The sequence below is a fragment of the Bradyrhizobium sp. Mp27 genome, from assembly GCF_029953005.1.
GTDB classification, from domain to species: domain Bacteria; phylum Pseudomonadota; class Alphaproteobacteria; order Rhizobiales; family Xanthobacteraceae; genus Bradyrhizobium; species Bradyrhizobium barranii.
Map to the genome: position 1 here is coordinate 1 of NZ_JASAUS010000105.1, position 18,475 is coordinate 18,475.

The 18,475-nt window shown below is 61.5% G+C and carries 20 protein-coding genes and 1 pseudogene; 15 read left to right on the forward strand and 6 right to left on the reverse strand.

Annotated features, from left to right (window positions below; genetic code table 11):
• Together QJT78_RS35655 and QJT78_RS35660 are read right to left on the reverse strand one after the other, a co-directional pair.
• Positions 1-486, reverse strand: a 486-nt coding sequence (locus tag QJT78_RS35655; RefSeq protein WP_281460441.1) for an ATP-binding cassette domain-containing protein, incomplete at its 3' end; no start/stop codon positions are given.
• A gap of 2 nt (positions 487-488) precedes the next feature.
• Positions 489-1,625: an MlaE family lipid ABC transporter permease subunit gene (locus QJT78_RS35660; protein WP_038953598.1), complete on the reverse strand. Its 1,137-nt coding sequence runs from the start codon at positions 1,623-1,625 to the stop codon at positions 489-491.
• A 205-nt stretch (positions 1,626-1,830) separates the two neighbouring features.
• Here QJT78_RS35660 and QJT78_RS35665 point away from each other — a divergent pair, with 205 nt between their 5' ends.
• The 8 genes from QJT78_RS35665 (at position 1,831) to QJT78_RS35700 (ending at position 7,622) form a co-directional block, all read left to right on the forward strand.
• Positions 1,831-2,067, forward strand: a complete 237-nt coding sequence (locus QJT78_RS35665) for a hypothetical protein (RefSeq protein WP_240537806.1) — start codon at positions 1,831-1,833, stop codon at positions 2,065-2,067.
• Positions 2,068-2,529 carry a phage holin family protein gene (locus tag QJT78_RS35670; RefSeq protein WP_028153309.1) on the forward strand — a complete coding sequence of 154 codons (462 nt, stop codon included), beginning with the start codon at positions 2,068-2,070 and terminating at the stop codon, positions 2,527-2,529.
• A 114-nt stretch (positions 2,530-2,643) separates the two neighbouring features.
• On the forward strand, positions 2,644-2,778 hold the full coding sequence (locus QJT78_RS35675; RefSeq protein WP_264653600.1) for a hypothetical protein: 135 nt from the start codon (positions 2,644-2,646) through the stop codon (positions 2,776-2,778).
• Positions 2,779-3,044: 266 nt separating this feature from the next.
• Positions 3,045-4,562 (forward strand): sensor protein FixL, encoded by a 1,518-nt coding sequence (gene fixL / locus QJT78_RS35680; protein WP_028153308.1) that lies wholly within the window; start codon positions 3,045-3,047, stop codon positions 4,560-4,562.
• A gap of 3 nt (positions 4,563-4,565) precedes the next feature.
• Positions 4,566-5,183, forward strand: coding sequence for a response regulator FixJ (fixJ, locus tag QJT78_RS35685; RefSeq protein WP_038945294.1), 618 nt, complete (start codon positions 4,566-4,568; stop codon positions 5,181-5,183).
• A 43-nt stretch (positions 5,184-5,226) separates the two neighbouring features.
• On the forward strand, positions 5,227-5,676 hold the full coding sequence (locus tag QJT78_RS35690; protein WP_049808008.1) for a response regulator: 450 nt from the start codon (positions 5,227-5,229) through the stop codon (positions 5,674-5,676).
• A gap of 70 nt (positions 5,677-5,746) precedes the next feature.
• Positions 5,747-6,451 carry a helix-turn-helix domain-containing protein gene (locus QJT78_RS35695; RefSeq protein ID WP_028153195.1) on the forward strand — a complete coding sequence of 235 codons (705 nt, stop codon included), beginning with the start codon at positions 5,747-5,749 and terminating at the stop codon, positions 6,449-6,451.
• A gap of 187 nt (positions 6,452-6,638) precedes the next feature.
• Complete coding sequence (locus QJT78_RS35700; protein ID WP_028153194.1) at positions 6,639-7,622, forward strand: zinc-dependent alcohol dehydrogenase family protein; 984 nt, start codon at positions 6,639-6,641, stop codon at positions 7,620-7,622.
• An 8-nt stretch (positions 7,623-7,630) separates the two neighbouring features.
• Here the strand turns inward: QJT78_RS35700 and QJT78_RS35705 are convergent, their stop codons facing one another.
• Positions 7,631-9,376, reverse strand: a complete 1,746-nt coding sequence (locus QJT78_RS35705) for an alpha/beta fold hydrolase (RefSeq protein ID WP_080586824.1) — start codon at positions 9,374-9,376, stop codon at positions 7,631-7,633.
• Positions 9,377-9,586: 210 nt separating this feature from the next.
• On the opposite strand from QJT78_RS35705, the gene mgtA reads away from it, so the two are divergent.
• The 5 genes from mgtA (at position 9,587) to QJT78_RS35730 (ending at position 14,477) form a co-directional block, all read left to right on the forward strand.
• Positions 9,587-12,079 carry a magnesium-translocating P-type ATPase gene (gene mgtA / locus QJT78_RS35710; RefSeq protein ID WP_281460442.1) on the forward strand — a complete coding sequence of 831 codons (2,493 nt, stop codon included), beginning with the start codon at positions 9,587-9,589 and terminating at the stop codon, positions 12,077-12,079.
• 215 nt (positions 12,080-12,294) lie between these two features.
• Positions 12,295-13,128, forward strand: a complete 834-nt coding sequence (locus QJT78_RS35715) for a universal stress protein (RefSeq protein WP_028153192.1) — start codon at positions 12,295-12,297, stop codon at positions 13,126-13,128.
• Between the two features lie 11 nt (positions 13,129-13,139).
• Positions 13,140-13,481, forward strand: coding sequence for a cytochrome c (locus QJT78_RS35720; protein ID WP_240537748.1), 342 nt, complete (start codon positions 13,140-13,142; stop codon positions 13,479-13,481).
• A 94-nt stretch (positions 13,482-13,575) separates the two neighbouring features.
• Positions 13,576-14,256 (forward strand): hypothetical protein, encoded by a 681-nt coding sequence (locus QJT78_RS35725; RefSeq protein ID WP_312016867.1) that lies wholly within the window; start codon positions 13,576-13,578, stop codon positions 14,254-14,256.
• A 47-nt stretch (positions 14,257-14,303) separates the two neighbouring features.
• Positions 14,304-14,477, forward strand: a complete 174-nt coding sequence (locus QJT78_RS35730) for a hypothetical protein (protein WP_162136543.1) — start codon at positions 14,304-14,306, stop codon at positions 14,475-14,477.
• Between the two features lie 93 nt (positions 14,478-14,570).
• On the opposite strand, the gene QJT78_RS35735 is transcribed toward QJT78_RS35730, so the two are convergent.
• Entirely contained in the window at positions 14,571-14,789 is a 219-nt protein-coding gene (locus QJT78_RS35735) for a hypothetical protein (protein WP_028153189.1), read from the reverse strand.
• A 190-nt stretch (positions 14,790-14,979) separates the two neighbouring features.
• Positions 14,980-15,162, reverse strand: a complete 183-nt coding sequence (locus tag QJT78_RS35740) for a hypothetical protein (protein WP_080586766.1) — start codon at positions 15,160-15,162, stop codon at positions 14,980-14,982.
• A 183-nt stretch (positions 15,163-15,345) separates the two neighbouring features.
• Between QJT78_RS35740 and QJT78_RS35745 the strand changes: the two genes are divergently transcribed.
• Together QJT78_RS35745 and QJT78_RS35750 are read left to right on the forward strand one after the other, a co-directional pair.
• Positions 15,346-15,684 (forward strand): hypothetical protein, encoded by a 339-nt coding sequence (locus QJT78_RS35745; RefSeq protein ID WP_038944903.1) that lies wholly within the window; start codon positions 15,346-15,348, stop codon positions 15,682-15,684.
• A gap of 280 nt (positions 15,685-15,964) precedes the next feature.
• Entirely contained in the window at positions 15,965-16,330 is a 366-nt protein-coding gene (locus QJT78_RS35750; RefSeq protein ID WP_240537747.1) for a hypothetical protein, read from the forward strand.
• Between the two features lie 73 nt (positions 16,331-16,403).
• On the opposite strand, the pseudogene ftsH reads toward QJT78_RS35750, so the two are convergent.
• Positions 16,404-18,248: pseudogene (gene ftsH, locus QJT78_RS35755) on the reverse strand (ATP-dependent zinc metalloprotease FtsH).
• Positions 18,249-18,475: the final 227 nt, after the last annotated feature.

Below are 18,475 nucleotides of genomic sequence, written 5' to 3' on the forward strand. Positions count from 1 at the left end.
GAGCGCGAGTGCGCGGGCCAGTGCCACGCGCTTGGTCATGCCGCCCGAGAGCTCCGACGGATATTTGTCGGCGTCCTGCGCCCGCAACCCGACCATCTCGAGCTTGGCGATGGCGATCTCGTCCATCAGCTCCTGCGACAGGACGAGATTTTCGCGCAGCGGAAACTGGACGTTTTGTCGAACTGTTAGCGAGGAGAACAGCGCACCCTGCTGGAACAGAATGCCCCATTTGCTAGTCGCGCCCTGCCCGCTGCGGTCATGCGTGCCGCCGATCGGCTGCCCCATGACCTCGATGGTACCGCTTCGCCGCGGGACGAGGCCGATGATGGTCCGCATCAAGACTGACTTGCCGCCGCCCGAGGCACCGACCAGGCCAAGGATTTCCCCGCGGCGAACGTCAAGCGAGAGGTGGTCGAGCACAGTCTGCCGACCGAAGCCGACCACGAGGTCGCGGACGCTGATCGCCGGCTCTTCCGATCCTGACATCGTCACATCCCGATCGAGGCAAAGAAGATCGCAAAGAGGCCGTCGAGCACGATCACCAGGAAGATCGACTTCACCACCGAGGTCGTCGTCTGCCTGCCCAGCGATTCCGCGCTGCCTTTCACGCGCAATCCCTCGCTGCAGGCGACGATCCCGATCACCAGTGCCATGAACGGCGCCTTCAGGATCCCGACCTCAAAATGGGTGACGGAAATGGCCTCATGCGGGCGCGCGATATAGATCGCGGGACCCATGTCGCCGTAGAACTGTGCGACCAAGCCGCCGCCATAGAGCGCGGCGATTGCCCCGATGAAGGCCAGGATTGGCAGCGCGATGACTAGGGCAGCCACGCGCGGCAGGATCAGGACGTCGACCGGATCGAGCCCCATTGTCGAGAGCGCGTCGATCTCCTCGCGCATCTTCATCGAGCCGAGCTCGGCGGTATAGGCGCTCCCCGAACGGCCAGCGACCATGATGGCGACGATCAGGACCCCCAACTCGCGGAGCACCAGGATGCCGACCATATCGACCGTATAGGACTCCGCGCCGAACCTGCGGAAGTGGAAAAATCCCTGCTGGGCGATGATGGCGCCAATCAGGAAGGTGATCAGCATGACGATCGGGATCGCCTGCCAGCCGATCCGATAGAGCTGATAGACCAGCGATGTCAGCCGCAGCGACCGCGGCCGGCGCAATATGCCGATCAGGGACATGAACAGTGCGCCGAGCATCTGAAGGAAGATCGCGATATCCTCGCGCGCGTCGACCGTGGACTTGCCGAGATCGTGCAGCCTGTCCAGAATCGGATTGGGCACGGGTGCCGGAAGCGGATTGTGCCGGTTGACCTGACGCACCTCGTCCATCAGGCCCCTGAAATTGTCGGCTATTCCGACCATCTCGGCCGATCGACCGGGTGATGCCGCCCTACGCGACAGTTTCTCCAGAAGCCAGGCGCCGAGCGTATCGAGCTCGCTAACCCCCGCCATGTCGAGCGTCACGGTCTTCGATCGGTGGACATCTGCCCTAACCGATTGAGAAAGCGCTTCGAGCTTCGACACGTTGGCGGCGATCCACGGACCCTCGGGCCGCAATTCTAGCCCGGCGCCAGAGGGCGTCGCCAGCAGCATTGGTTCCGAGTTCACGTCTGTATCCTCATGGGACCGATCCCAATCGGCGTTGATTTCTAGGTCGCCCCGGGGCGCCTGGATTGACCTACCTCAAACGCGCGCCTCGGGAAGCTCCCTTGACGCAAATCAACGGCCATCGGGGCTGCTCGCATAGGCTTGTCGCATTCAAATGGGAGACTGCCAATGTTCGACACCGGTAGGCTGAACGATGAGTAAAGCGATGAAGGTCGATGTCGCGCGCCTGCTGAGCACGGCTGCCGAGCAGACGTTTGACACATCGAAGGACCGCGCCGAGGCCTTGGCCGATCAGATCAAAGCCGCGCTGACGGAGCTGGGAGAGACCGTGAGTGAGGAGCAGGCGCAGCTCCATGACCTCATCACGGGGCGCCCTGCGGCGTCTGTCGCTTCAGCCTTCGCTGTCGGCGTGGTCGTCGGCTTCATGCTGAGGAGACACTAGGTGAATACCGAAAACATCATCAAGCACCTGCGAGTTCTCTGGCGCACCGAGAGAATCATCGCTGACATCAGGCTGCGGCACTTGCTGATCGGACTCGGCTTGCGCGCCTTCGCGGCGCTGATCGCCGCCTTCGGCCTGCTGATGATCGAACTGGCAGCCTATTTTGCCCTCGTCCATGTTTGGAGCGCAATCGTCGCAGCGTCGATCCTCGGCGCGATAAATTTTGCCATCGCGGCTATCCTCTTCCTGATCGCGGGGCGTCAGCCGTCAGGAGGCGAAATCGAGCTTGCCAATGAAATCCACGGCGCAACGATTGAAGCCCTCCAACTCGAGGCCCGCGCGCTCCACGCTCAAGTCACGGGAGCGGTCCACCCCCCCCTGAACGGCCTGCTACCGCTTCTCACACCGCTGGTTGGGATAGTGGTCAAGAGCCTGCGAAAGTCGCCTGTTGCGCCCTCGTAGCAACAGCGCGCAGCGGCTTGCCCAGAAAGACGATCGGCAGTCGACTGGCTGAGATGCGCGGCGGAGATCGGCGACATCGAGACATGGGCCTCCGCAAGCGAGGACGCATCATTCATGCCGCGGCCGACCATCATGTCCGCCGCGGTTTCTGGTTGCGGCGCGGAATTGCGCCTCGGGCTCGGCAAGGGGCCGCCCGACCAAAGCGTGGCCCTGATCGATCACGTCTTGGGCCTCAGCGCCATCGGGTGAAGTAGAGCGGCGGAAGGAACTGCGCCGCTGCGGCGCGACTACCGCCGCCTCGAACCGTTTGGCGAGTTCGCCGGCGGCCTCAACACGCGCCGTTGGGCTGATCGAGCACCACCACGGTCGCGTATGTCTTAGATCAAGCCGCGCCACGCGGCGAGAAATCCGTCAATGGAATCAGACCTCGGAACTTGCCTCCGGCGTGGCCTTGGGCGACACTGCCGCGATGTGGCGGTATCCCGAGCCGGCCACCAGCAGGATTGGAGCAGCTGTTGTCGCCAACCCGCGTAACTCATCCGCCAGACGACGGTCGCGGCGAGCATTTCCGGATCCGGATTGAGGGTTTCGGCGTCGGCACTTGGGATCTGGACCTCAGGACGCGCGATCTGGAGTGGTCGGAGACCGCCAGGACGCTGCTCGGCATCCCGCGAGATCAGGCAGCGAGCTACGAGCTCTTCCTGACACGTCTCGAGCCCAACGACCGAGAGCGCGTCGAGAGCGCGATCAAACGCGTGTCAGAGCACGGCGGCGGTTTTGACGTATCGTTCAAGGTCGGCGACTCCCCCGGCTGTAGACATTGGATCCGTGCCAGAGCTGGTCTCATCCGGGACGAGGCCGGTACCGCTTGCCATCTCAGCGGCATCCTCCTTGACATCGACGAAGAGAAGCAGGTCGAGGAAGCCCTGCGCACCCGCGAGACTCACCTCCGCTCGATCCTCCACACCATTCCCGACGCCATGATCGTCATCGACGGCCATGGCATCATACAGCTCTTCAGCACCGCCGCCGAACGCCTGTTCGGCTGGTCGGAACAGGAGGCGATCGGCCAGAACGTCAAGATCCTGATGCCGGAGCCTGACCGCTCCCGCCATGACAGCTACATCGCCCGCTACCGCACCACTAGAGATCCGCACATCATCGGCACCGGCCGCATCGTGACCGGCAGACGCCGCGACGGAACGACTTTTCCGATGCACCTGTCGATCGGCGAGATGCAGCCGGGCGGCATGCCCTATTTCACCGGATTCGTCCGCGACCTGACCGAGCATCAGCAAACCCAGGCGCGGCTCCAGGAATTGCAGTCCGAGCTGGTCCACGTCTCGCGCTTGAGCGCGATGGGCGAAATGGCCTCCGCGCTCGCCCACGAGCTAAACCAGCCGCTGGCTGCGATCAGCAATTACATGAAAGGCTCGCGTCGGCTGCTCGCCGGCAGTACCGATCCAAACACGCCGAAGGTCGAGAACGCGCTGGACCGCGCCGCCGAGCAGGCGCTGCGCGCCGGCCAGATCATTCGCCGGCTGCGCGACTTCGTCTCCCGCGGCGAATCCGAGAAGCTGGTCGGGAGCCTGTCCAAGCTGATCGAGGAGGCCGGCGCGCTCGGGCTTGCCGGCGCGCGCGAGCAGAACGTGCAGCTCCGCTTCAGTCTCGATCCGAACGCCGATCTCGTGCTAGCCGACCGGGTCCAGATCCAGCAGGTGCTGGTCAATCTGTTCCGCAACGCGCTGGAAGCGATGGCGCAGTCGCCGCGTCGCGAACTCGTCGTCACCAACAGCCGCGTCGCCGACGACATGATCGAAGTCGAGGTGTCCGATACCGGCTCCGGAATCCAGGACGACGTCATTCCGAACCTGTTTCAGACCTTCTTCACGACCAAAGAGACCGGCATGGGCGTGGGATTGTCGATCAGCCGCTCGATCATCGAAGCTCACGGCGGCCGCATGTGGGCCGAGAGCAATGCGTCGGGCGGTGCGACATTCCGCTTCACCCTGCCGGCGGCGGACGAGAACTGAATCATGACGACCAAGGGACATATCTACGTCATCGACGACGACGAGGCGATGCGGGACTCGCTAAACTTCCTGCTGGAGTCCTCCGGCTACAAGGTGGTCCTGTTCGACGCCGCACAGGGTTTTCTCGACGCCCTGCCTGGCCTCTTATTCGGCTGCGTCGTTTCCGACGTGCGCATGCCCGGGCTCGACGGGATCGAGCTGTTGAAGCGGATGAAGGCACAGCAAAGCCCGTTCCCGATCCTGATCATGACCGGCCATGGCGACGTGCCGCTCGCGGTCGAGGCGATGAAGTTGGGGGCGGTCGACTTTCTCGAGAAGCCGTTCGAGGACGACCGCCTCACCACCATGATCGAGACGGCGATCCGCCAGGCCGAGCCGGCGGCGAAGAACGAGGCGATAGCCCAGGACATCGCCGCTCGTGTCGCCTCCTTGAGCCCACGCGAGCGACAGGTCATGGAGGGGCTGATCGCAGGCCTCTCCAACAAGCTGATCGCCCGCGAATACGAGATCAGCCCGCGCACGATCGAGGTGTACCGGGCCAATGTGATGACCAAGATGCAGGCGGGCAGCCTCTCGGAGCTGGTGCGACTGGCGATGCGCGCCGGCATGCTCGACGATTGAGGCATATCAAGGCCTTTCCCCGCTGCTGTGCTAGCCAGACAGCATGATTGAGGTCAGCTCGCACCCCGAGCGGACGTCGCCCTCCGCAAAGCCGACGGTATTCGTGGTCGATGATGACGCCGCCGTCCTGGGATCGTTGCGGTTCCTGCTGGAAACCGACGGCTTCGCCGTGCGGACCTTCCGGAGCGGCACGGCGCTGCTCAATGCTGACGGAACGCGGGGCGCGGACTGCTACGTCATCGACTACAAGATGCCCGACATCAACGGACTAGATCTCGCCACCCGCCTGCGCACATTTGACGGAGACACGCCCGTGATTTTGATCACCGGCTATCCGGACGAAAACATCTCGGCCCGAGCCGCCGCGGCAGGGGTGAAAGACGTGATTTTGAAGCCGCTTCTCGATGAAAGTCTGGTCAAACGTATTCGCAGTGTCATCCAGGACAGGCGCGGACACGGACCTATGGGATTCTACCTAGGTAACCCCCCTTAAGATATCGCTCGAAATTTTCCGGGGCCTCGATCCCGCGTAAGCAATGGCCATCACAACGGAGATGGCTCAGATGCTCACCCAGTCACTCAACGCCCCGGCGATCAGCACCTCAATCACCCGCGGCAAGATTGCACCCGCCCTCCATCCGGTCTCCGATAAGTTCGGCGCGATCGCAGGCCACGTCGGCCTTGTGGCCACCGAATTCTCCTACCGCAAGGAAGAGGAGATCTACGGCGAGGACGAACCGGCCGAATATGTCTACCAGGTCGTCTCCGGCGCGGTGCGCAGCTACAAGCTCCTCTCTGACGGCCGCCGCCAGATCGGCGCCTTCCATCTTCCCGGCGACGTGTTCGGCCTGGAATCCGGCGCCACCCATCGGCTCGCCGCCGAGGCCATCATTGACACCACCGTGCGCCTGGTGAAGCGCGTTACCCTCGACAAGGCTGCCGGCACCGACGTTCAGGTCGCGCGCAAACTCTGGGCCATGACCGCCTCCGAGCTCCGCCACGCCGAGGATCACATGCTGCTGCTGGGTCGCAAAACCGCGATGGAGCGCGTCGCCACTTTCCTGTTGGAAATGGACCGCCGCCTCGCCGTCGCCGGCATGATGGCGCTGCCGATGTGCCGCCGTGACATCGGCGACTATCTCGGCCTCACGCTCGAGACCGTCTCGCGCGCGCTGTCGCAACTTCACACCCAGGGCATTCTCGGCTTCTCTGGCGCTCGCCAGATCGCGCTGCGCAACCGCCAGCGCCTGCACAATCTCGACGCCTGATCTGTCCTACTAGTCCCTTAGCCAACTTCCGGCCTAAATCTTTGGTCAGCGTACCGCGCGCCTCGTCTCGAAGGCAGTGCTGCTACGTCAAGTGACGGGCGCGGTCTACCCCCCTCTAAGCGGCCTGCTGCCGAACCGGTAAGGCGGGGCTGGACGATGCATTGCAAGGCGTCACGGGGGATGCGATATGTACGCGATGGTTCTCTCCGCGCGTGGCGCGCCATTGACGTTCGAGCGGCGACCCGACCCTATCCCTGGCCTCGGCGAGGTTCGCGTCAAGGTCAGCGCTTGCGGCGTGTGCAGGACTGATTTGCACGTCGTGGATGGTGAGCTATCCGACATTTCCTATCCGATCATACCGGGACATGAAGTTGTCGGCCGCATCGATGCGATGGGCGCGGGCGTCGAGGACCTGAAGGTGGGCATGCGTGTGGGCGTTCCCTGGCTCGGCTACACCTGCGGTGAATGCTCATACTGCCGCGCAGACAAGGAAAATCTCTGCGATCGTCCCAAATTCACCGGCTACACGCGTGACGGCGGCTTCGCCAGCCATCTCGTCGCCGACGCCCGATATTGCTTTCCGCTCGGCGAGCACGGCGAAGACGCGGCCCTTTCACCGCTGCTCTGCGCCGGCCTGATCGGCTGGCGATCCCTGGTGATGGCCGGCGATAGCAAGACGCTCGGCATCTATGGCTTTGGCGCGGCCGGCCATATCGTGGCGCAGGTGGCGCGCGCAGAGGGACGGACAGTCTACGCCTTCACCCGCGGCGGCGACCATGAAGCACAGCGGCTTGCGCTTTCCCTCGGCGCAGACTGGGCAGGCGCATCCGAAGAGATGCCACCGACCGAGCTCGATGCTGCCATTATCTACGCGCCGGTAGGCGCATTGGTGCCGCTTGCCTTGCGTGCGGTGAGAAAAGGCGGACGCGTTGTGTGCGCCGGCATTCACATGTCCGACATACCGACGTTTCCCTACCATATTCTTTGGGGCGAACGGCAGGTCGTGTCGGTTGCGAACCTCACGCGGAAGGACGGCGTCGACTTTTTTGCTGCCGCGGCGAAGGCCGACATCCAGACACACACAACGGTATTCCCGCTCACGGACGCGAACGAAGCGCTCGCCCGCCTGAGGGAGGGCAAGCTCGTTGGCGCGGCCGTATTGCGCCCATGACGGCGTGTCTACTGCTCAAGCACATAAGAGCCAGGCGCGTCACCCAAGGGCTCGCTTTTTTGTTCCGCCGCCGTTGCCGAAAAAGCCGGAACAGGCTGACCCGAATGCGCGCCGAGAAATCGCGTCCACTCAGTCCACCACGATCCTTCGTGAGACGGAGCAAGCTGGACCCACTCGTCCGGGCCGAGATAGGGATCATGGGCCTTCTTGGTGAGCACCTGGTAACTGTGCCCCTCTTCGCCTGGCGACGCGACGATGCCGGCATTGTGTCCGCCACTGGTCAGCACGTATGTGATATCTGCATCGGCGAGCAAATTGATCTTGTACGTCGATTTCCAGGGCGCGACGTGGTCGCGTAACGTGCCGACTACAAACATCGGCATGTGCAGATCCGAGAGAGCGACCGGCCTGCCGTTGACCTGATAGCGTCCCTCGGCGAGATCGTTGTTGAGAAACAGCCGCCGCAGATAGTCGGAATGCATCTGATACGGCATGCGCGTGGCATCGGCATTCCACGACATCAACTCGCTTGGCGCGGCTCGCTCTCCGACCAGATAGTCTCGCACGACACGCGACCAAAGCAGGTCGTTGGTCCGCAACATCTGAAAGGCGCCGGCCATCTGCGCCGTTCCGAGCAAACCTTGCCGCCACATCATATCCTCCAGGAACGAGACCTGGCTTTCGTTGATGAACAAGGTAAGCTCGCCGGCTTCCGTGAAATCGGTCTGCGCCGCAAGCATTGTCACCGATCGGAGGCAATTGGGCCGCTCGCGAGCCAGCCTGGCCGCCGCGATCGACAACAGAGTGCCACCGAGGCAATAGCCCGCGGCGTGGATGGCTCGGTCAGGCCGAAGCGAATTGATGGCGGTGATTGCGGCATCCACTCCGAGTTCGCGGTAGTCTTCGAGACTGAAATTGCGATACTCGGGGGTTGGATTCTTCCATGAGATCATGAAGACGGTGAAGCCGCTTTCGACGAGGTAGCGGACGAGAGAATTACGCGGCGAGAGGTCGAGGATGTAGTATTTCATGATCCAGGCAGGCACGATCAGAACAGGCTCAGGCCGGACGGTCGGGGTCATCGCAGAATATTCGATGAGCTCGATCAGCTCGTTGCGATAGACGACCTTGCCGGGTGTGATCGCAACATCCCTCCCCGCCACGAAAGTCTGATCGCTCCTCAGCCTTGCACCGGCGAGCAGAGCCCGCCAATCCTCCCACCAGTTGTGCAGGCCATAGACGAAATTGCCGCCGCCGGTCTCCATGATCTTGCGCAGAACTTCAGGATTGCTGACGGCGAAGTTCGTCGGAGCCACGGTATCCAGGCATTGGCGAAGCGCGAAGTCGGCGACGGCCGCGTTCGAATGGGCCAGTCCGTGAATGCCGATCGTCGTCGAATGCCACCATTGTTGGGTCAGCAGAAAAGCCTGGGCCAGGAGGTTGAAGGACGGCAGCTCCCAATCCGAGCCCGTGAAACGTCGGTCGTTTTCCGGCGGCCTGATCACGGACCAAGGCTGGAATATCGCATGCCGCGGCACCATGGCATCGACAAGATCAAACGCATTCTGGATCGCCCAGCCGGCAAGGCTGGCCTGCTTGCCAGGTGAGGCCAGGAGGTGCAGTTGCCAGTCGGCAAAAGCCAGGGCCAGCGCAGCCGGCGAGACCCCGCCGGTAAAGCGCGCCAGCGCCGCGTGGAAGGATCGGTCGATGGCATCGACGGCTGCATCGGAGCCGGACGGCTGCGCTGGCACCATTGCCTCAGTAACGGTGGGCTCAACGGGGACCTGGTCAGAATTCGAAGCTATGGGAATGCGGCTGACGGATGCTGGAGGCGACATGGTAAACTCCTTTGGCCCCCGCAACCTAACCATGTTGTCCGAGCGCGAATTGAGCTGCATCAACCCGGAAATTGGGCTGCCTCTTACCCTCCTCGCCAAGCGACCAACAGGCCGGCGAGCCCTTCGATGATCGAGCAGCCTAGCGCGGCCAAGGCTTTGGCCGCCGAGTTCTGGCTAACACCAAAAGACGTCCTCTACCGCGCGCTCGGCTCCGGTCCGGGCGGGCTATCGCAGGTCGAAGCGAACCGGCGCATCGCGATCTTCGGACCAAACCGCGCTGACGCCTCTGAAAGCCGGTCGGTCCTGCGCAAGCTCGGCCGACGCCTTTGGAACCCATTGATTGCGATGCTGCTGGCGGCCGCGCTCGTGTCCGGGGTAAGCGGCGATGTTGGCAGTTTCGCAATCATCGCAACTGTGCTGTCCCTATCTCTCACACTGGACATCGTTCAGGAGCATCGCGCCGAGCTGACGGCCGACGCCTTGCGGGAATCGGTCGCCATCCAGGCCGACGTAGTCCGGGATGGCAAAGACCTCTCGGTGCCAGTGACGGCGCTTGTCCCTGGGGATGTCGTGAAGCTCCGTACCGGCGATCTCATACCGGCCGACGGCATCGTTCTCGAAGCCCAGGAGTTGCAGGTCAATGAAGCGCTGATGACGGGCGAGCCCTTTCCGACCCTCAAGACCGATCGACCCTGCACCGCCATGTCGCCGGCGGAAGCGACCAATGCCCTGTTCGCCGGAACCGGTGCCGTCGGCGGAAGCGGCAAGATGTTGATCGTGAAAACCGGCGGCCGGACGCGCTTTGGCGCGATCGTCGCGGCACTGGCAGCCAACGCCCCGCCAACGGCTCTCGAACAAGGTGTGCGCAAGCTCGAAATACTGATCCTTCGACTCACGCTGTTTCTCACTCTCTTTGTCCTGATGGCTCATCTCGTCGCGCAACGCCCCGCAATGGAGTCGTTCCTATTCGCGGTTGCGCTCGCTGTCGGCCTGACGCCCGAACTGCTTCCCATGGTGATGACAGTGACGCTTGCACGTGGCGCCCGGCGCGTGGCGGACCGAAAAGTCATCGTCAAGCGGCTCTCCGCGATCCACGATCTCGGTGCCATGGACACGCTCTGCGTCGACAAAACCGGCACACTGACCGAAGCGAGGATCACGCTCGAGGCGCATGTCGATCCGGAGGGGCGATCCAGCGATCGCGTTCTAAGCCTCGCGGGCCTGAACAGCGCCTTCCAGGCCGGCATCAGAAGTGCCCTCGACGGGGCGATACTGTCGGCAAGTAGCGATGGTATCGATGGTTGGGTTCGGCTCTCGGAAGTCCCGTTCGACTTCGAGCGGCGGCGCCTGTCAGTGCTGGTCGCCCGAAACGGCGAACATATGCTGATCGCAAAAGGAGCTCCCGAATCCATCCTGGCCCGCTGCGTTGCCGTGGAAATCGATCGCCTGGCCCATCCGCTCGACGCCGCCTGGCAGCAGAGAATGGCAGACATCCAGGATCGATATGCCCGCGATGGCTTCCGGCTTCTTGCCGTCGCCGTGAGGGCCATGCCACCTGGGCAGCAGACGATTGCCGTCGACGACGAGGTTGATTTGACCATGATCGGGTTCTGTGTGTTTGCCGATCCACCCAAGCAGGACGCGGCCTCAGCCATTGAAGCCCTCACCTCCCTCGGCGTGACGATCAAGATCCTTTCGGGCGACCACGGCGCCGTGGTCTCGCACGTTGCAAGATCAGTCGGCCTTCAGTCAGACCGCATCATCACCGGTGCCGAGATCTCCGAGCTCACCGATGCCGCGCTCGTCGCCAGAGTCGATGACATCGATCTGTTTGCCCGCATCGATCCCGATCAGAAGCGGCGGATCATTGCCGCCCTCCGGCATCGCAATCACGTGGTCGGCTTCATGGGCGACGGCGTCAACGATGCCCCGGCCATCCATGCAGCCCATGTCGGGATATCAGTCACCGGCGCGACTGAAGTCGCCCGCGCCGCCGCCGACATGATCCTGCTGGCTCCCGATCTTTCGGTGCTCGCGCCCGGTGTGCGCGAAGGCCGCAGAACGTTTGCCAACATCCTGAAGTATGTCCGAATGGGGACGAGCTCGAATTTCGGGAACATGCTGTCGATGGCCCTGGCCTCGATCGTCCTTCCATTCCTGCCGTTGCTGCCGCTACAGATCCTGTTGAACAATCTGATCTACGACCTCTCTGAAATCGGCATCCCTTTCGATGAAGTCGACCGCGAAGACGTTGCCCGCCCGGAAGCCTGGAACATGGCAAACATCCTTCGCTTCACGATCATTATGGGAGTGGTCTCCTCCCTGTTCGATGTGGTTACCTTCGCAGTTCTGCTCAAGCTATTTGCGGCGGACGCGGCACTGTTTCAGACCGGCTGGTTCGTGGAATCAATATCCACCCAGATCCTGGTGATCTTCGTGATCAGGTCCCGCCGGATGCGGTGGCGTGCGAACCGTCCTCATATCATCCTGATTGCCACATCGCTTGGCGCCCTCACCGCTGGCGTGGGGCTCGCGCTTGGCTCTCCGTGGCATTCCTGGCGACGATCGCTGCCATCGCCGCCGCTTACCTCATCTTGGCTGAGCTCGCCAAGCGTTTAGCGATTTCAAGTCCGGAAAGCCCGAGGAACGGACCCTCGGGGAAGATGCCCCCATAAGCCCGTGACCGGCCGACCGATCTTTGCGGCACAATCTCCGAGACGTCGAACTCCCCGCTTCGATACTGGATATCCGGCGTCTACCGCCGTCTTGATGTATGTCAAGTCTGCCAATGGCCACATGTGGTGCTCTTATCAAGATCAGAGCCGGAGGCGCGCATGTTCAGAGACCTATTGGTGCACATTCCCACGGAGCGGTCACCGCGGCCCGCCATCGACGCTTCGGTTTCCCTGGCGATGACCGCAGGTGCGCACCTGGATGCAATCGCGACGGGATATGTGTCGACCAGCGTGCCCTTCGTTGCGGAAGGCGGCGCGGCGATCGCAGCATCGCTGCAATTCGAGTACGAAACCGCAACGGAGCGGGCCGACGCCGCACTAGGCATTTTCGAAATCGAGGCGAAGAACGCGCAAATTGCCTATGGAAAATACGCCCTGAGCGGATCTATCGCCGAGACCGTTTCGAGATTTGGCGCGTCGGCGCGACTATATGATTTGACGATCGTGTCACAAGGCGAACCAGACGGCGAGACGTTCGACAACAGGCTTCCACAGGAACTCCTCTTGCAGGTGGGTGGGCCGGTGCTGTTCATCCCCTATACTTTCCGTGGCGCGTTCAAGGCGTCGCGAATCGGCATCTGCTGGGACGGCAATCGCCTTGCCGCCCGTGCCTTGCGGGACGCGATGCCATTCATCACCAAAGCGGATGCGCTGACGACCATCACTCTCAACGCATCCGAAGTGCCGGCCGACGCATCGCCCGAGCGCCTCGTGAAACACCTCGCGCGGAAGGGCCTGCGAGCGAAGACCATTTCGCTTCAGTCCGACCGTGGCAATCTGCAGGCGAGCATCCTGTCGATCGCTGCGGATGAAACCCTCGACCTCCTGATCATGGGCGGCTACGGCCATTCCCGGCTTCAGGAAACAGTGTTCGGCGGCGTCACACGCGAGATGTTCCGCAGCATGACCGTTCCCGTCCTGATGTCGCACTGATGGAGCACGATGTGAGAACGCTTCTCCGCACTGAACGCGTCGTGGCAGCAGCCGGCGTCGTCGCTGCGGCTCTCCTTCTCTTCTCCGGACCGACTGCGGCTTCGAGCGTCGAGCAGGGACGGCGTCTTGCGTTGCTATATTGTGCAAAGTGCCACTCGACCGACAAAGTAAGCCCCAGCCCACTCAAGATCGCTCCCCCGTTCAGGACGTTACACGAACGATATCCGATCGAGATGCTGCAAGAGGCTTTAGCCGAAGGCATCGTCACAGGGCATCCTACGATGCCGGAATTTCGATTCGATGCCGACCAGGTCGGCGATTTCATGGCGTTTCTGAAGACCTTGGAGCAATAGGATGCATTGATCTCCTCACCTGACGTCTACAAGGTGATCGCCGAGAGCGGCCATAGTCTCGTCATTCTCGCGAGGTGGAAACCAGGTCAGCGCGATGATGGACCGCCGTTGGGGCCTGTATCGCGGCATCGATCAAATGATCAACCGTTGCTTTTCCGACTTTATCGGAATTGAGCTGACGCGAGGTGACGATGCGACGACACATCTGGCGCCACGGGGAAGCTTGATTCAACGCAAAAGACTGGGTTGGCGCTCTGCTAATTTCCTCCGAAATCGAAGGGGCTATCAGATGGCGCTGCGGAATTGGTGCGTGGTTCTGGCGATCTCGGCGGGCGCGATAACCTCCGCAATTGCTCAATCCGACTTCCAACCCTCCCCAAATGCCAGGCAAGATGCGCCTCGCCTGATCGAAATCATGAACGCGGCACAGGTCCAGCACCTGAAGCTGTGGTACGCGGGTAAGTCGAAGAATTGGGATCTCGCCGCTTTCGAGCTGCGCCAGTTGACCGACAGTCTCGCTAAAGCGGCCATATTCTATCCGGGAATTCCGGTAAGCAACGTTACCACGATGAAGGAGCCCCTGCTCTCAGTCGCCGACGCAATTTCAGCCGGAGATAGCCGCAGGCTCGCTGTTTCCATGCGCGCTCTGACGGACGGCTGCAATGCATGCCACACCTCGATGGAGCGTGGCTTCATCGCCATCGGCGTACCGACCGACCAGCAGCCGCCCGCCAATCAGATATTTGCGCCGATCGGAAGGGGCGCGAAGAAATGATGAGCCAGGCAAACGGCGGCTCCACCTGACATCAAAGGAGGAACGGCATGTCGGCAGTCTTCGCGCTCAGTCGCGCCCACGGCAAGAATATCGATCGCTATCACCGGCTGCTCAAGACGGCTCTCTCGGATGTGGAACGCAGCTATATCGAATGGCGACTTTCGCAGGAGCAGGCTGCCCTCGAGGCGCTCGGTCCGCCCCTTCAGGACGACGGCACCTAGACAGTTGTGTGGACATCTCCAATTGAGCCGGACTCCTGATGGCGCTCCCAAGGCCGTCCCGACAGGCACCACGAGAGCGACGCCCCGAGCCTCTTAGATATTCTGCGGGTAAACCTGCTCTCGGTGAACTTCTCGGCCGCTTTCATCGATCACGACGATCCTGAGATCCGGATTGCCTTCGGGCTTCTCCTTGCGCACTTTGTCGGCGAGAAGTTTGCTGTGCACGATCGCAGCGCCATCGCTCACTAACTCCAAGCCTGACTTGTCCCGGACCGGAACGCCATCTTTCATGTCAAAGTAATAAGTGTGCATGGCTGTTTCCTGCGGCTGCTTGCGAAACAATGGACGTTATTCTGCCCGCGGAAGGAAAAGGCCGCCGAGGGCTCAGGGAGCCGACCTCGGCGGCGACGTGGGGGACGTAATCTGGGGTCGATTACGTAACGGCAACAGAGCCAGTTCTCGTTGCCGTAGCTTGATCCGGATCAAACCCGCGCTCGCAAATCTATCTTCTTTCGATCCTGGTATCGCGCGCCAATTCGCCCGTCGCGACATTGACGAGATGGATCCTTGCGCAAGCAGGGCAGTGCACGACGGCAACCACTTTGTCCGCTTTCGCAGAGGAATCGCCAAGGAGGTGTTGAACATTCATGCCGGTGTTGGGACAGCGAAACAGGACGTTGGACATTGAGATCTCCACACCACACACCTGCTCCTTGGCCGTGGACGGATCAACTCAGGGAGATCACTTAGGTTGAACAGCGCACAACAGTATCATAATACTGTTCTCCCTAGATAACCCCATCGAGCGTCACCTTCTCATTTTGCAAATGGTATTATTTAAAGGTTACGCGTAGAGGGGGGGTGCGGAATGCACAGATACATCGCCCGGGCCAATGTTGATCACTACCTTGGCATTCTGTGCGGCACCAATCTCACGCCGCAGCATCGAAGCACCGCCATGGCTCTGCTCATCGCTGAACTGGACAAGCTGAGCGACGACGCCGAGCACCTCGGGTTCGCCGAGAGCAAGGTCGCATCCAGCCGAGACCAAGTCACGCAGGCTGCATCCATCCGAGATTCTTTCGCCGCAGGCACATCCGAACGGGAGCACGCTGAAAGACATCTCGTGCATCTTGAGAATATACACACGGCGATCGATAATTTCTGCCACCGCCTTCGTAACAAGATCGCCTCGCGCCCCTCTTGAGATCGCGAGTGGTGGTCCTTGCTATTGAACTTGGCGGTAACATGTTTTCCGTCGATTGATCGATATCAACATCCGTCCGAAATGGCGCCCTATTGCTAATAAAAAGGGAGCTCTGGCCATGATCGGAATTACGTTGACGGCGGATCAAATTTGCAAGGCACCTATCGAGGTGCGGCGATGGATTGAACAGGAGGTCATTGCCGGCCTCTAACTCGCGCCTTAGGCTCCCGCTGCCTCGCCTCCGCGCTCCACCGGCCCAACAGTCTGCAACGAAGAGGAAATGGCGGCGATCTTCGGCCGATTGCGGGGAATGCCTGTCGCGCTTAGCGTGCTGTTTGAGTTCAGACAGCCCGGGATCGCGTTCGGAACCCCGCCGCTCAAGAGCTTCCGGCTGATGGATATCATGCACAACGGCAAGCTGCAGAGCGTCGAGCAGGTTCTCATCGGCCTGAATGCCATCAACAGCGCTCTTGGAGATCTGCGCGGCGATCCAGGCGTCAGCTTCTGCGACTTCGATAATGAAGGCCATTGTTTTCTGGCCCCCGAAACACAAGCAAGCATCGCTACGCTCTGGCATGACATCGTGGTGAGCCAACAGCCGCCTGCGGATGGTCGCCGAGACTCGATGCTGCGTTCTGCTGGCTAGAACTCATTAGCATTTTGACAGCTCGCCCGCGTGGGATCACGCGGGTGAAGCCAGCCTCGCTCGCGGGCCGCGATCATGCCGCGACCGGCTCGCTGCTCTCGGTGCTCTTGCCAAGCAGCGGGGCAAACTGGTCCGCAGTTATTGTTTCATTTGCGATCAACAGTTCAACACCGGCGTCAAGGTCGCCGTGCCGACGTTGCAGAATATCCCGGGCACGGCGGTCACCTTCCTCGATCAAATTCCGAACGGCGAGATCGATCTCACGGCCCGTCGCTTCCGCAGCTGTAACGACCGCATCCTGGGTCGCAGCGAGAAACGCTTGCGGCTTGGGCGCGTAGGTGCGCTGCCCGACTGTCTCGTCCATGCCATACTTGGTCACCATCTCGATGGCGACCTCAGTCGCGCGTTGAAGATCATCGGCGGCCCCGGTCGAAATGGCGCCGTCGAAGATCAGACGCTCTGAGACGCGCCCTCCCATCAGAACAGCGATACGGTTCTTGAGTTCTTCAACGGTGAGCAAAAATCTGTCCTCTGTGGGACGCTGGATGGTGTACCCCAACGCGCCGATCCCACGCGGAATGATCGACACCTTCTGCACGGGATCGACACCCGGCAGGCTTGCCGCGACCAGGGCGTGCCCCATCTCATGGTACGCGACCCGGCGACGCTCGACGGCGCTGAGCACCCTGCTTTTCTTTTCAATCCCTCCTACAATCCGCTCAATAGCCGTAACGAAATCAGCGAACTCCACCTTTTCGCCGCTCCGTCTCGTTGCGGCAATTGCGGCCTCGTTGATCAGGTTTGCGAGGTCGGCCCCCGTAAAACCGGTTGTCAGGCCCGCCACCTTGTTGAGGTCGACATCCTGACCCGTACGGATCTTGCGGACATGCACCTTAAGAATGGCAATGCGCCCGGACTTATCCGGTCGGTCGACAAGAACCTGTCGATCGAACCGGCCCGCTCGGAGCAGCGCAGGATCCAGCGTCTCGGGACGGTTGGTAGCCGCCAGCAAGATGACCCCCGAGCTCGGATCGAAGCCGTCAAGCTCCGACAAGAGCTGGTTGAGGGTCTGCTCCTTCTCGTCGTGGCCTCCGAACGACAGCGGTCCGCGGCTGCGTCCTAGCGCATCGAGCTCATCGACGAAGATGATGCATGGCGCAGCCTTGCGGGCCTGCTCGAACAGGTCACGAACGCGTGCCGCGCCAACGCCAACGAACATCTCGACAAATTCCGAGCCCGAAATCGAGAAGAACGGAACGCCGGCCTCGCCTGCCACGGCACGCGCAAGCAGGGTCTTCCCTGTCCCCGGCGGTCCCACCAGCAGAATCCCCTTTGGCACATGCGCTCCCAACCGGCCGTAGCTCTTCGGGTCCTTGAGGAATGAAACCACCTCCTGGAGCTCGAACTTCGCCTCGTCGACGCCAGCCACGTCCGCGAAAGTGACCTTGATGTCCTTCTCGACATAGACCTTGGCACGGGATTTACCAATCGCCATGAGCCTTCCGAAACCCTGGCGGCCGGTTAAGCCGCGACCGATCCAAAACCAGATTACGAAGAAGACGATCACCGGAAAGACCCAGGACAGCAGGGTTTGCAGCGCGCCTCCTCCCGGAACACCAACAACAATCACACCCTTTGCCGCGAGCTTTTCGGCCAAAGCCAACTCGACGCGCGCGGTAACGAATGCGGATTTTCCCCCTGGAAGTGGCTCCTTCAATTTTCACTGTATCGTATCGGGCCCGACGGAAACCTCGGCGACCTTTTCCTGAGCAAGCAGCTGCTCGAACTGGCTGTACGGAATGGTTTCGAATGACTCGTATCGCGTGAGAATAAACTGCAGAACGACGAGCAGCATACCGCCTACGAAAATGACGGCCATCGCCACCGCCTGCTTTCGCGAGACTTGATCTGAATCCACCTGCTCCTCCCATCGATATCGGCTGCAACCTAACTGGTAATCTGGGATGGCGAACTCGGCTTGATTCAAGTCAACCCAGGCAGCCGCGAACACTGACCTAATGAGAAAGCATGTCTCCCGAATTTCACGACCGGAACAAGCACTCAGCAGAACTTCGTTTGTGGAACGGCACACGTGCACGCCGGCTCTAGCCACGCCGATTGCGAGACGGCGTTCCGGCACATAGC